Origin of the sequence: Clostridium sp. FP1 (assembly GCF_011065975.2) — a bacterium.
GTDB lineage: Bacteria > Bacillota > Clostridia > Clostridiales > Clostridiaceae > Clostridium_AD > Clostridium_AD tagluense.
This window is the reverse complement of the sequence record NZ_JAAMNJ020000001.1, coordinates 4788355-4801375: the sequence shown is the minus strand read 5'-3', so window position 1 is coordinate 4801375 and position 13021 is coordinate 4788355. Positions and strand designations below refer to the sequence as shown.

At 31.2% G+C, this 13021-nt stretch carries 14 protein-coding genes and 1 riboswitch; of the genes, 11 read left to right on the top strand and 3 right to left on the bottom strand.

Translation table 11 applies throughout. The annotated features are described in order from the left end of the window. The first annotated feature begins 8 nt into the window (after window positions 1-8). From G9F70_RS22725 to citG, 8 genes are all read left to right on the top strand, one after another. Complete coding sequence (locus G9F70_RS22725; RefSeq protein WP_164946760.1) at window positions 9-851, top strand: fumarate hydratase; 843 nt, start codon at window positions 9-11, stop codon at window positions 849-851. A gap of 24 nt (window positions 852-875) precedes the next feature. Beyond that, on the top strand, window positions 876-1433 hold the full coding sequence (locus G9F70_RS22720; protein WP_164946759.1) for a Fe-S-containing hydro-lyase: 558 nt from the start codon (window positions 876-878) through the stop codon (window positions 1431-1433). Between the two features lie 31 nt (window positions 1434-1464). Further along, entirely contained in the window at window positions 1465-1728 is a 264-nt protein-coding gene (gene citD / locus G9F70_RS22715) for a citrate lyase acyl carrier protein (RefSeq protein ID WP_164946758.1), read from the top strand. A 12-nt stretch (window positions 1729-1740) separates the two neighbouring features. Next, on the top strand, window positions 1741-2613 hold the full coding sequence (locus G9F70_RS22710) for an HpcH/HpaI aldolase/citrate lyase family protein (protein ID WP_164946757.1): 873 nt from the start codon (window positions 1741-1743) through the stop codon (window positions 2611-2613). Window positions 2614-2675: 62 nt separating this feature from the next. Next, window positions 2676-4214 (top strand): citrate lyase subunit alpha, encoded by a 1539-nt coding sequence (gene citF, locus G9F70_RS22705; protein ID WP_164946756.1) that lies wholly within the window; start codon window positions 2676-2678, stop codon window positions 4212-4214. A 163-nt stretch (window positions 4215-4377) separates the two neighbouring features. Next, window positions 4378-5421, top strand: coding sequence for a [citrate (pro-3S)-lyase] ligase (gene citC, locus G9F70_RS22700; RefSeq protein WP_164946755.1), 1044 nt, complete (start codon window positions 4378-4380; stop codon window positions 5419-5421). Window positions 5422-5427: 6 nt separating this feature from the next. Then, window positions 5428-5940: a citrate lyase holo-[acyl-carrier protein] synthase gene (gene citX, locus G9F70_RS22695; protein ID WP_164946754.1), complete on the top strand. Its 513-nt coding sequence runs from the start codon at window positions 5428-5430 to the stop codon at window positions 5938-5940. Then, complete coding sequence (gene citG, locus G9F70_RS22690) at window positions 5930-6796, top strand: triphosphoribosyl-dephospho-CoA synthase CitG (RefSeq protein WP_164946753.1); 867 nt, start codon at window positions 5930-5932, stop codon at window positions 6794-6796. Before citX ends, citG begins: the two co-directional genes overlap by 11 nt. Window positions 6797-6910: 114 nt before the next feature. On the opposite strand, the gene G9F70_RS22685 is transcribed toward citG, so the two are convergent. Then, window positions 6911-7903 (bottom strand): L,D-transpeptidase family protein, encoded by a 993-nt coding sequence (locus tag G9F70_RS22685; RefSeq protein WP_164946752.1) that lies wholly within the window; start codon window positions 7901-7903, stop codon window positions 6911-6913. Window positions 7904-8108: 205 nt separating this feature from the next. Here G9F70_RS22685 and G9F70_RS22680 point away from each other — a divergent pair, with 205 nt between their 5' ends. The 3 genes from G9F70_RS22680 to G9F70_RS22670 all read left to right on the top strand — a co-directional run bounded on the left by G9F70_RS22680 (window position 8109) and on the right by G9F70_RS22670 (window position 10887). After that, window positions 8109-9368 (top strand): hypothetical protein, encoded by a 1260-nt coding sequence (locus G9F70_RS22680; RefSeq protein WP_164946751.1) that lies wholly within the window; start codon window positions 8109-8111, stop codon window positions 9366-9368. 198 nt (window positions 9369-9566) lie between these two features. Beyond that, window positions 9567-9884, top strand: a complete 318-nt coding sequence (trxA, locus tag G9F70_RS22675; protein ID WP_164946750.1) for a thioredoxin — start codon at window positions 9567-9569, stop codon at window positions 9882-9884. A gap of 130 nt (window positions 9885-10014) precedes the next feature. Further along, the gene (locus tag G9F70_RS22670; protein ID WP_164946749.1) at window positions 10015-10887 is read left to right on the top strand and encodes an NAD(P)/FAD-dependent oxidoreductase; all 873 of its coding nucleotides are present in this window, start codon (window positions 10015-10017) and stop codon (window positions 10885-10887) included. A 138-nt stretch (window positions 10888-11025) separates the two neighbouring features. Here the strand turns inward: G9F70_RS22670 and G9F70_RS22665 are convergent, their stop codons facing one another. Further along, window positions 11026-11580: a cell wall hydrolase gene (locus tag G9F70_RS22665; RefSeq protein ID WP_164946748.1), complete on the bottom strand. Its 555-nt coding sequence runs from the start codon at window positions 11578-11580 to the stop codon at window positions 11026-11028. Between the two features lies 1 nt (window position 11581). After that, window positions 11582-11705, bottom strand: a riboswitch (cyclic di-AMP (ydaO/yuaA leader). A 30-nt stretch (window positions 11706-11735) separates the two neighbouring features. Further along, window positions 11736-12761, bottom strand: a complete 1026-nt coding sequence (locus tag G9F70_RS22660; protein ID WP_164946747.1) for a hypothetical protein — start codon at window positions 12759-12761, stop codon at window positions 11736-11738. Between the last annotated feature and the right edge of the window lie 260 nt (window positions 12762-13021).

Here is a 13021-nt window from a genome sequence, read left to right as displayed (position 1 = left end):
AGGATAAAATGAAAGAAATAAATGTAGCTGAAATAACAAAAACAATAAAAAATTTATGTATAGATGCTAATTACTATCTTTCTGATGATATAAGAAATCAGTTGAAAAAGGCTAGAGAAAAGGAAACTTGGGATATAGCTAAAGGTATTTTAGATAAGATTTTAATAAATGCGGATATAGCTAAAAATGAAAAAATGCCAATGTGTCAAGATACAGGTATGACTTGTGTATTTATAGAGCTTGGCCAAGAGGTTCATATAGTAGGTGGAAGTCTCGAAGAAGCTATTAATAAGGGCGTAGCAGCAGGATATGAAGAGGGCTTTTTAAGAAAGTCAGTAGTTAAAGATGCAATTAACAGAGTAAATACAAAAGATAACACTCCAGCGGTTATATACTATGATATAGTTCCCGGAGATAAATTAAAAATAACTGTAGCTCCAAAGGGCTTTGGTTCAGAAAATATGAGTCAGATTAAAATGTTAAAACCTTCAGATGGACTCCAAGGGGTTAAGGAATTTATTTTAAAAGTAGTAAAAGAAGCTGGCCCTAATCCATGCCCACCAATAGTTGTAGGAGTAGGTATAGGTGGAACTTTTGATAAAGCAGCGAATCTTGCTAAAAGAGCAGCAGTTAGACCAACTGATCAGGCAAACTCAAATCCTTTTTATGCAGATCTTGAAAAAGAGCTTACGCAGGAAATAAATAAGCTAGGTATAGGACCTCAAGGTTTTGGTGGAAGAACTACAGCCTTAGCTGTTAATATCGAAACTTATCCAACTCATATAGCGGGGCTACCAGTGGCGGTAAATATAAACTGTCATGCTGCTAGACATGCCAGTGCAGAGCTTTAATAATGATAAGGGGAGGAGAATTTTATGGAGAAAAGAATAACTACGCCACTTACAAAAGATGTGGTTAAAGATTTAAAAGCAGGAGACAGTGTGTTATTATCTGGTGTAATATATACAGCTAGGGATGCGGCGCATAAAAGACTAGTGGACCTTATAGATAAGGGAGAAAAGCTTCCAATAGATGTTAAAGATGCAGTTATATATTATGTTGGACCAACTCCAGCAAAGCCAGGAATGGCACTTGGATCAGCAGGACCAACTACGAGCTATAGAATGGATGCGTACGCTCCAAAGCTTTTAGAAAAAGGATTAAAAGGAATGATAGGTAAAGGGCTCAGATCACAAGAGGTTGTAGACTCTATGATTAAAAATGGTGCTGTATATTTTGCAGCCATTGGTGGAGCAGGAGCTCTAATAGGCAAATGTGTGAAAAGTGCAGAAATAGTAACCTATGAAGATTTAGGTTCTGAAGCTATAAGAAGACTTGAAGTAGAGGATTTACCTATAGTTGTAGTAATAGATAGTAAAGGTAACAATCTATATAAACAAGGACAAAATGCTTATTTAGAAAGTGTAAAATAAAATTAATTTAAAGTTTGTGTGAGGTGATACCATGGAAATAAATAAACCCGCCAAAGCGGGAACAATGGAATCTAACGATATATATGTAATGATTATGCCAAACCCTAAGGGCGGTATTGAAATAAATCTTCAAAGTATTGTTATGAAACAATTTGGAGAAGAAATAGAAAAAGTAATACTGGATACTCTCGTGGAATTAGAAGTTAAAAATATAATAGTAAGTGCTCAAGATAAAGGTGCATTAAACTATACAATAAAAGCGAGAATAGAAACTGCTACAAAAAGAGCGCAATAAGAGGTGATTTGTATGAAAAAGTTGAGAAGAACTATGCTTTTTATGCCTGGGAATAATCCAGGAATGCTTCAGAATGCAGGAATTCTAGGTGCAGATTCAATAATATTAGATCTAGAGGACGCTGTAAGTTTAACAGAAAAAGACAGTGCTAGAATTTTAGTAAGAGAAGCAATAAAAAATGTAGATTATAGTAATGTAGAACTGGTAGTAAGGGTAAATCCAATTACTACTGAATTTGCACAAAAGGATATTGATGTAATCGCAAGAGTTAAACCAGATGCATTAATGATTCCAAAAGCTACAGAAGAAGAACTTAAAACTATAGATGAAATGCTTATAAATATAGAAAAGGAAGAAGGTTTCGATGTGGGAAGTATAAAATTAATTCCCATAGTAGAAACAGCTTATGGTCTTCAAAATGTTTATAACATAATAAAATCTTGTGATAGAATAGTTGCTATTTTACTTGGAGGAGAAGATTTAACTTCAGATTTAGGTATAAAAAGAACCAAAGAAGGAGAAGAAATCTTCTACGCAAGAAACCAAGTAGCAATTGCATGTAGAACAATGAAGGTGGATTCTATAGATACTCCATTTACAGATACCACTGATTTTGAAGGATTAGAAAAGGACACAAGGAAAGCCAAGAGCTTAGGACTTACAGGAAAAGCTGCAATAAGTCCAAAGCATATTGATACTATTCATTCTGTATTTGCTCCAAATGCGGAAGAAATAAAACACGCTAAAAGGGTGCTCGCAGCTATGGAAGAAGCAGAAAGTGAAGGAAAAGGAGTATTTTCCTTAGACGGAAAAATGGTAGATGCTCCAGTTATAAATAGAGCTAAAAACACAGTAGAACTAGCAAAGCTTTTAGGTATTGTATAAAAGTATGGTTAAAAGCTTTTCAAAAATCTATTTTAGTGGATTAGTTAATTGAGGTGATAGTAATGAAGAATATATTAGGGAGAGAAATACCTGAATATATAGAAGGCTATGGAAAAGTAAGGACCTTTGAAGGTGCATTTAAAAATGGTGGCATTAAAATAAAAAAAGAAGTAAAAGTAAACTCAGTAATTCCAAATGATAAAAAAGTTTTAAGTAGTATAGAGGAAGCTTTAGACAGGGTTGCAATAAAGGATGGCATGACTATTTCTTTTCATCATCATTTAAGGAATGGGGACTACGTACTAAATTTAGTTGTGGAAGCAATTGCAAGTCGTGGTATAAAGAATATTACTGTTGCAGTGAGTTCTATTTTCCCAAACCATTCGCCTTTAATTGAGCACATTAAAAATGGTGTAGTTACAAAAATAGTTACTAACTATATGTCAGGTCCTGTGGCACAAGAAATTTCTAGAGGAATATTAAAAACACCAGTGATAATGCATACCCATGGTGGACGTTCTAGAGCAATAGAAAGTGGAGATTTACATATAGATGTAGCTTTCATTGCAGCCCCTACAGCAGACACCTATGGAAATGTTAATGGATTATATGGAAAATCAGCTTGTGGAGCTCTAGGCTATGCAATATCTGATGCCCAGTGTGCAGATAGGGTGGTAGCTATAACAGATAATTTGGTGCCTTATCCAACATGTCCTATAGAAATTAGTCAGATATATGTAGATTACGTTCTAAAGGTAGATTCTATTGGTGATTCAGCTGGAATAGTATCTGGAACAACACAAATTACTAATGATCCAGTGGGACTTAAAATAGCTAAAATGGCCAGTGACGTTATGGTGGCAACAGGGCTTGTTAAAGATGAAATGTCCTTTCAAACAGGTGCAGGTGGGATTTCGCTGGCTGTAGCGGCCGAACTAAGAAAATATATGAAGCAGCATAGTATAGTTGGAAGTTTTGCCTCAGGCGGAATAACTGGATATATTGTAGATATGTTTAAAGAAGGGTTATTTAGATCTTTATTTGATGTACAGTGTTTTGATTTGCAAGCTGTAAAGTCCTATGTAAGTTCACATAAACATCAAAGAATGTCAGCTTCCATGTATGGAAATCCAGATAATAAGGGCGCTGTTGTAAATAACCTAGACATAGTTATATTAGGTGCTACAGAGATAGATACAAACTTTAATGTTAATGTAACAACTGGTTCAGATGGTGCCATAATGGGTGGCTCTGGAGGTCATAGTGATACAGCGGCAGGAGCCAAGCTTACAATAATTGTTACACAATTAATGAAGGCAAGACTTCCAATTATAAAAGATAAGGTAACTACAATAACAACTCCTGGGGAGTGTATTGATGTTATTGTAACAGAAAGAGGAATAGCCGTTAACCCAAAGAGACTAGATATAATTGAAAAATTAAAGAAAACTAATCTCCCTATAATGACAATTGAACAGCTTAAAATAATAGCTGAAAAAATGACAGGTAAACCAAAGGAAATTAAGCTAACAGATCAAATAGTTGCAGTTATAGAATATAGAGATGGTTCCGTAATAGATGTGGTTAGAAAACCTCTATAAAGTACAAAATAAAGCTGGAAATAATAATTTCCAGCTTTATTTTATTTGAGGGGAATTATTAAGTAAAGAACAATTGAATGATAAAACTATATATTGGCTTTGCAGTGCAATAAATATATAATATATATTAAGGTAAATTATAATATTTACAAGGAGGACTTCTATGTACGGATTTAACGTGGAGAGAATTAATCTAAAAGATGAAGATGGAGTAAAGGAAGTAAGGGACTTTTTACAAAGCTTTCAATTACTACTTGATGATAACGTGGATTATACTATAGTTATTAGGCAAAATGGAGAGATTAAAGCTACTTGCTCTAAGTCAAAAAACGTATTTAAATGTTTTGCAGTGTCAGATGATTTAAGAGGAACTGGAGTATCAGCTATACTTATGGGAGCAGTAGCGGATAAACTTTTTGAGGAAGGTACTTATCATAGTTTTATCTTCACAAAGGTAGAAAACATAGATATATTTACCTCCCTTGGATACAAACTTATACACAAAATAGAAAATGTAGCTCTACTTGAGAGTGGAATATATGATATAGCACAATATTTAAAGCGTCTGAAATTGGAATATAATATAGATGGAGCCACTATCAAATCTGCAATAGTTATGAATTGTAATCCCTTCACTTTAGGACATCGGTATTTGATAGAAGAGGCTGCAAGGCAATCGACAGAGGTACTGGTATTTATAGTTGAAGAAGACAAATCCTCATTTCCATTTATTCATAGATATAATATGGTTAAAGAAGGGGTTTCCCATTTAAATAATGTACGAGTTATTAAAGGGGGCGAGTACATTATTTCAGAAGCTACATTCCCAACCTATTTTTTAAGGAGAAAAGATGAGATACTAAAGGCTTATACAACCCTAGATGCATCGGTTTTCGGAAGATATTTTTGTAAAACTCTAAATATAACTAAAAGGTTTATAGGAGAAGAACCATATTGCGAAGTTACAAATGCTTATAATGACGCTTTAAAGGAAATTCTGCCTACCTATGGAGTAGAAGTTATAGAGGTGAAAAGAAGGGCTCTGATGGGGGAGGTTATAAGTGCTTCAAAGGTTAGAAAATTAATTGTGGAGGGAAAAATAGGGGACATTAAGCATATAGTTCCTAGTTCAACCTGGGAATTTTTAAATACTAAGGTAGGAAAGGAGATAATGGGACGGATTAAGTTTAGCCATGCGCCCCATTAACATGATATGTATACAGCAGAAGATATATTAATAGGTAGAGAAAGAAGAATCGAGTTTCAAGAAAGACTCGTTGAAAGATATAAGATGCCAATACTAGTTATAAGGGTGAACTATCCAGGTATTAACAAGGATAATCATTTTTCTAAGGAAATAACTGTGATTATAGAGCAAATTATTAGTGAAATGTTTTCTTATTCTATTCAGTATAAAATAATGACCACAACTGCAGAAGGTCCTCTTGTTATTATGTCTATAAATAAGAGGGCAAGAGATATTAAAGCAATGACACTTGATATAGAAGATAAGCACCTTTTAGGCAGATGTGTAGACATAGATGTATATGATGAAAAGGGTAAGGGTATTAGTAGAAAAGATTTCGGCTTAGGTATGAGGAAATGCTATATATGCGATGATATAGCTCATAATTGTGTAAGAAGCAAAAAACACAGCAAAAAAGAAGTTGAAGGATTTATTAAAAGTAAATTTGCAGAATATATGGAGAAATTTTATGGGAAATAAATATTTAATATCCAAGGAGGCTTTCGCTATATCAGCCTTTGCAATTGAGGCGATGCTATGTGAGGTGGCTTCATATCCATCACCGGGGCTAGTGTCATCTATATCAAAGGGAGCCCATATAGATATGGATCATTACTCTTTTATTAAAAGTACCTCTATTCTAAGTAAGTATATGGTACTATTTGCGCAGGAGGGTTACTCAAAGAAAACTCCTAAAGAAATATTTGTGGCTATTCGAAATATAGGAATAGAAGCTGAGAGTGAAATGTTTAAAGGCACAAAGGGTGTCAACACTCACAAAGGCATGATTTTTCTTTTAGGCATAAGTTGTGCAGCTGTGAGTAAAGCTATGTATGATAAGAAAAATTTTCATGAAATTCAAGATATAATAAAACAAATGACTAAAGGCCTCGTTGTGGACGAACTATGCTATATGGATAAAGATAAAGTAAAAAGCTATGGTGAGAAGTTATTTCTAAAATATAAGGTTGAAGGAATAAGAGGCCAAGTGGAGAGCGGAATTCCTATAGTATTTGATTATTCACTTAAAGTATATAAAGAAAATAGTGCTTTAAAATTAAATGATAGATTAATACACACCCTCATATCCATTATGCAATTTTGTGAGGATTCTAATGTTCTTCACAGACATTCAATGGACACACTAAATGAAGTAAAACAAAAAGCAAAACATATAATCTCAATAGGTGGAATGGCCACAGAAATTGGAAAAGCATCAATAGATGCGCTAGATAGCGAATTTATAAAGCGAAACATAAGTCCAGGGGGCTCCGCAGACCTACTAGCCATAACTGTATTCTTTAATTCAATAGAGGAGTATTTTACTACGTTATAACAAGTGTGCAGGATTTTTGTGGATAAACTATTTTTAGAATTTAAATTGTGGGTAACTTTAGAAAATATCAATTGATATAATGCGATTATTTTATAAAAGTGTCTCCGGTACATCTTATTTGATTGAGACACTTGTACCGTAAGGAATACTAGTATATATATATTTAGCATCATCAATGGCAAGTCTTATGCAACCATGGGACAGCGGAGTTCCAAGCCTTCCATCTTGTATATTTTGATTATTATCAAGTAGCACAGTATGGAATAAATAATTACCATAAAATTGTGTATAGTAATTACAAATAGTGTTTGACCCAGATCTAAACATTGGTCCTTTATCCTTAATTGTAAAATTACCTTTTACAGTAGGGGTAGAGGATTTTCCAGAAGAACATAAAAAGGACTTATCTAAAACCCATTTTTCATTGGATTTTGTAAAAATATTTACTCGCTGATGGTGTAAATCTACTTGGATATAGTAATTCGTGTCACTAGTAGCTTTTATTGAATTTATAGATGATTCTAACTGGCTAATAGATTTATAATTCTTTAATGCAATACTCGCAGTGCTGTTTTTATTAACAGAAAATACTGGCTTAATAGTATTAAATTCTATATTTTCAGCAACAGGTATATTTAGTTTTTCTAGAGTTTTTGCACCAACTTCCCCGTCAATATCTAGTCTACAGCGATATTGAAAATTTAATATTGCATCATGTGTAATGCCTTTAAACAATCCATCCACCTTTATTTTATAGCCATATTCTACTAGTCTATTTTGGAGATACTTCACATTATCGCCACTGTCATAAAGCTTAAGGACGTTATTAACAGGAGAAACTACAATTGGTTGCTCTACTATTTTTTGTTCTATATTTTTTTCTTTAATATCATATATTTTATTTTTAGAGATACTACTAGTAAATTCTTTTGTTAACGCATAAATTTTATATTCATTCTCTTTTTTAGGAAAATCTATAAAATCTATTTTTGCAGTGTCTATGCTGCAAGACAAATCTTCTGATTCCCATATATACTTATAATATAAAAATGGGAAAGTTATAACTAGTAAAATTATTAAAAGATAAATCACATTTTTTTTATGCATAGTACATCCTTATATTATTGCTATCAACATCATAATATGAAAGATTTAAAATTTTGTGCATCTTTGAACATCGGCGAGTTTGTACATTTTAGCATCTTTTATTAGAATTACTTAGCGAAGCGAAATGAAGTTGTAGTAATATATACTTTTCTATTTTGTGATATAATTAGATTGCTCTTAAATATGTGAAACAAAAGGTGAAAATATGGATAAATCGGGAAAAATATATGTAAAAGCAATGAATAAATATAATGATGGATATATAGACAAAGCAGTAGCTCTTTGTGAAAAAAGCATTGCTCTAAATATTACAAATGCTGCAGCTTTAAATTTGAAGGGTATTTTATATTATTTAAAAGGTGATTTAGAAAATGCTAAAAAAATGTGGAATATAAATTATAAAAGAAATAATGATAAAATATCAAAAAAATATTTAAAGGATAGTATACGTGATAAGGAAAATTTACAGTTGTATATTAATGCCTTGGATTTAATGAAGCGTTTTGATATATCTGGTGCTTTAGAGGCTCTTAATCAATGTGAAAATAGTCATTTTAATTTTATAAATGTTAATAACCTTGTTAGCCTTTGTTATATAAAGCAAGGAGAATATGATAAAGCACTACCTTATATACTGGATGTTTTAAAAACAGATAAAAAAAATACAGCAGCCATTATGAATAAAAAAACCCTAATAGAATATGGCAACTTAAAAAGAGAAACAAGCTATAGAAAGATATTTATAGTAACTGCTAGTATATTTTCAATTGTACTTGTTTTATTTGTTGGTAAGACATATGGGTATAAACTGAAAAATACTCTAATAATGGGCATAAAAAAAATTGAAGAAAAAATTCAGTCAGATAAGGAAACTGCAAGTGGAAATGAATTGAAACCTATAGAAAATAAGGCTAAAGCAAGTAAAACTAAAGAAAATAAACCCAAAGAAAAGCTAGAATTCCCACAGGGAAAATTTTCAGAGGCTATAAATACTAACAATATGGAGCAAATTATTGAGTATATAAATCAGTGGAAGAATGCTGAGTTAGAAATGAATGATAAATTACTTATAGTAAAAGCCGAAGAAATTATTAAGAGTGATGGAATAGTATATTTTTATGAAAAAGGCCTAAAGTATATGGAAGATAAAAACTTTATCCAAGCTGAAAAATATTTTTTATATGCATTACCATACTCTGAAGAAAATTATTTGAAAGAGCATATAATTTATATGTTAGCATTGAGTTATAAGTCTAGTTCTGAATTTGAAAATGCTGTTATATACTATGAACTTAGCTTAAAACAATTCCCCGAGGGAAGTTATGCTGAGGAAATTTTATACAATTTAATTTTTATAAATAAAGACATAGATGTAGTGAAAGCTAAGGGATACGCAGAAAAATTAATAAAACAATTTCCAAATTCCCAATATAATAATGATATAGTGAAAAATATGTTAAAGTAGCTAAAGACATGTTTGTGTTTGAATTTGGGTATACTAACACTGAAATATGTAATAGTTGTTTTACAACTTTGTCAGACTAGTTAAAAACCTAATTTTAACAAATAATAATTTAAAATATTATTGACTAGTCACATAATAAGGTATACAATAATACTATATAATATACCCTGATGGGGTATAATAACTGGAGGTAATAATATGATTAAAGAAGTTAATGATAAAAATTTTGATGAAGAAATTGGGAATTCAGATAATATAGTTGTAGTTGATTTTTGGGCACCTTGGTGTGGACCTTGTAGAATGTTAAGTCCAGTAATTGAAGAATTAGCAAAAGAAATGGGAAAAGAAGTTAAATTTGCAAAAGTTAATGTAGATGAAAGTCCAATGATTTCGTCTAAGTATAGAATTGCAAGCATTCCAACGGTTATGGTTTTTAATAAAGAGACAGTTAAAGAGACTATGGTAGGATTTAGACCTAAAGCTGACATAAAGAAAATAATCCAAAGAAATTTATAAAATTCAACTACATTTCAGCTTTAAGGATGATAATTAATAGAAATATTTTGGAGGTAAGTTATTTAAATTTTTATAATTTGAAATAACTATCTCCATTTTATGGATTACAGACTTTACAAGGAGGAAAATAATGGGAGAAACAGGAGAAAGATATGATTTAGCTATAATTGGTACAGGGCCAGCGGGTCTTGAAGCAGCTATTAATGCTAAAATTAGAAATAAAAACATAATACTTTTTGGAAGTAAAGAATTAAGTGCAAAACTAGTAAAAGCACCAAAGGTAAATAATTTTTTAGGGTTTTATAATCTTACAGGAAAAGAGCTTAAAAACCACTTTGCAGCACATATTGAAGCTATGGGCATAAGTATTGTAAATGAGAGAATAAATAATGTTTACGCTATGGGAGATTACTTTGCATTAATGGTAAATGATAAAATATATGAGGCTAAATCAATAATTTTAGCTACAGGTATAGAATATGGAAAACCATTAAAAGGAGAAGAAAAGTTATTAGGAAAAGGAGTAGGTTACTGTGCTACCTGTGATGCTCCATTGTATAAAGGTAAGACAGTTGTTGTAGTAGGATATAACAAAGGGAGTGAAGAAGAAACTAATTTTGTCAGTGAATTATGTGGAAAAACATATTATGTTCCAATGTACAGAGGGGAATATAAACTAAATCCTAATGTAGAGATAATAAATCATAAACCTTTAGAAATAGTAGGTGTTGATAGGGTAACTAAAATTGTTTTGGAGCAGGGTGAAATAATTACAGATGGAATTTTCATGCTAAGAGATAGTTTATCTCCAAGCCAATTAGTTCCGGGGCTTGAGATAGAAGAAGGGCATATAAAAGTAGATAGAAATATGCAAACAAACATAGAAGGGTGTTATGCTGCAGGAGACTGCACCGGAAAGCCATATCAGTATATGAAGTCAGCTGGTGAGGGACTTGTAGCTGCATTATCGGCAGTTTCATATTTGGATTCAGCTAAGAAATAAATTTAGGCAGCTAACTTTAGTTAAAACTAACTTTAGTTAAAACTAACTTTAGTTAAAACTAACTTTAGTTAAAACTAACTTTAGTTAAAACTAATTGGGGTTAGCTGCCTGGACTGTAGTGTATAACTACAGTTTTTTTTATTTAACTACAAAAAATACATGATTTCCTATAGTTTTTATATTGGCCTTTTTTATATCCTTCATCCATTGAGAAGTTGATATTTCAGGATTATAAAAGAAAACAGCCTTATCTGTAGGATCTTTACCTTTTAATGCATCTAATACAGCTGTGTAACTAGCGGAATCTGGAATAACATCTGGTTTGCCTTGGTGAACTACCTTTCCACTTTTAACACAAGAAAAGGCATTTTTTTGATTAATAACACCAGAAATAGACTTTGGGAAACCGGCATGTCTAGTACGATTTAATATAACGGAGGCTACTGCAAGTTTGCCACTAGCAGGTTCACCACAACTCTCAGCATATACAACTTGAGACATTAAATAAATATCTTTATCAGTAACATAAACCGAGTCATTGGATCCATTAAATACAGCTAGTGCTTCTATTTTCTCATTATATAAATCTTTGATTTCTGAACCCTGTGAATATAAATATTCTCCCTTTGCGTTTAAATTAGGTAATAATGTGAATAATGTTAAAATACAAACTAAAAAAGTAAATTTTTTCATACTATCCTCTCCTTTTGCCTACGGAGTTAGCTGACGGGTTCGGAAAAGGTTTAACCTACACAAATTGTGATTCACCCCAAATGCTTGGTTCCTCCGTGTTTTTTTTACTTAGGCAATAATAGTGTGCCCAGGAGAATGAATATAATACATTAATTTTATTTATTCTTTAGTTCAATAAAGGTTTTAATAAATACACTATAGTAATTTTCTAACTCAGCAAATTTTAAATTGGAAGAGGTATATAAAGAGTCTGATGCTGATGAATTTACAGTAGCACTTAGGGCTTGAATTTTTTCATTTGTAAGTGCAAGTTTAAAATCCTTTAAATAATTTTCATACATATCTAATAGGGGTTTGAAGGATTCATAAGTAGCAGCAGTAGAGGTCGGTATAGATAAACTTTTAAAAGTAGTTTGCACATTGCTTAGTTTTACAAGATTATCACCTATTAGTAACAAGAGATCATCATAGGACATATTATTTTTTCTTACCTTTACCACATAAGAGTAATAATTGATTTTAATATCTAAAAAACTTTTGGATATGGTATCAATTTTACTAATGAACTCCTTAGTTTGATTAGATTTAATATCTTCTTCCACTTGCATTCTTATTGCCATATAACTGTCGTTAAGTACATCATCAATGAAGGTTAATGAAGTTTTTGGAAGGGTTATTTTAACATTATAAATATCTATTAATGAGTAAAAATTCATGCAGTTATTTCTATAAGTTTTAAGAGTGGTACTAAATTCATCTGCAGAAGAACCAGAGGGATCATTTAAAATTGCTAGTGCTTGCTTATAAATTGATAAGTTATTATCTAAACCTAGTTTTAGATTTTCATGATCTTTTTTATATTTTGAGGTTGGTTTAGAATTTGTTAAGTTATCCTTTAATTTAGTTAAATCATTAATACTACTGGGTAATTGCTTTTTTGCATATTCAACATCTATTGTTCCGTTAGTATTAAAAAGTTGTTCTATATTTTTATTAACTTCGTTAATACCCTTAATATTTTTTGTTATAGTGGTTTCATAGGAGGCATATACTTTATTTAAAGATGAATAGTAGCTGGCAAAGAAAATTCCTGTGGAGGTCATTATGATAGATAGAAAAAGTATAATTTTAAATGTTTTCCTTTTTTTATTAGCATCTGCAATATCTTTTTTTTCGCTCAAATAAACTCACTCCCTTATTTTTGTATTATATTATTATATTATCATAATAGAGTTAAATTATTCTAGAAAAATTATACAATTACATCCTTTTAGGATAAATTGTAGAATTGTAGTCTTTATCATTTGAAAATACATAAATTAATAGAATAACCACTGAACATAAATCTATTTATTATAATAAAATTAACTTATAATTTATATTAATAAGCCATAGCATGGTGTATAATTATAAATAAGAGTTTTATTAAGGGGGTGTGGCT

What these genes read in the sequence shown, in the direction of transcription:
- G9F70_RS22725 (WP_164946760.1), top strand. Translation starts at nt 9, where the DNA reads ATGAAAGAAATAAATGTAGCTGAAATAACAAAAACAATAAAAAATTTA.
- G9F70_RS22720 (WP_164946759.1), top strand. Translation starts at nt 876, where the DNA reads ATGGAGAAAAGAATAACTACGCCACTTACAAAAGATGTGGTTAAAGAT.
- citD (WP_164946758.1), top strand. Translation starts at nt 1,465, where the DNA reads ATGGAAATAAATAAACCCGCCAAAGCGGGAACAATGGAATCTAACGAT.
- G9F70_RS22710 (WP_164946757.1), top strand. Translation starts at nt 1,741, where the DNA reads ATGAAAAAGTTGAGAAGAACTATGCTTTTTATGCCTGGGAATAATCCA.
- citF (WP_164946756.1), top strand. Translation starts at nt 2,676, where the DNA reads ATGAAGAATATATTAGGGAGAGAAATACCTGAATATATAGAAGGCTAT.
- citC (WP_164946755.1), top strand. Translation starts at nt 4,378, where the DNA reads ATGTACGGATTTAACGTGGAGAGAATTAATCTAAAAGATGAAGATGGA.
- citX (WP_164946754.1), top strand. Translation starts at nt 5,428, where the DNA reads ATGTATACAGCAGAAGATATATTAATAGGTAGAGAAAGAAGAATCGAG.
- citG (WP_164946753.1), top strand. Translation starts at nt 5,930, where the DNA reads ATGGGAAATAAATATTTAATATCCAAGGAGGCTTTCGCTATATCAGCC.
- G9F70_RS22685 (WP_164946752.1), bottom strand. Translation starts at nt 7,903, where the DNA reads ATGCATAAAAAAAATGTGATTTATCTTTTAATAATTTTACTAGTTATA.
- G9F70_RS22680 (WP_164946751.1), top strand. Translation starts at nt 8,109, where the DNA reads ATGGATAAATCGGGAAAAATATATGTAAAAGCAATGAATAAATATAAT.
- trxA (WP_164946750.1), top strand. Translation starts at nt 9,567, where the DNA reads ATGATTAAAGAAGTTAATGATAAAAATTTTGATGAAGAAATTGGGAAT.
- G9F70_RS22670 (WP_164946749.1), top strand. Translation starts at nt 10,015, where the DNA reads ATGGGAGAAACAGGAGAAAGATATGATTTAGCTATAATTGGTACAGGG.
- G9F70_RS22665 (WP_164946748.1), bottom strand. Translation starts at nt 11,580, where the DNA reads ATGAAAAAATTTACTTTTTTAGTTTGTATTTTAACATTATTCACATTA.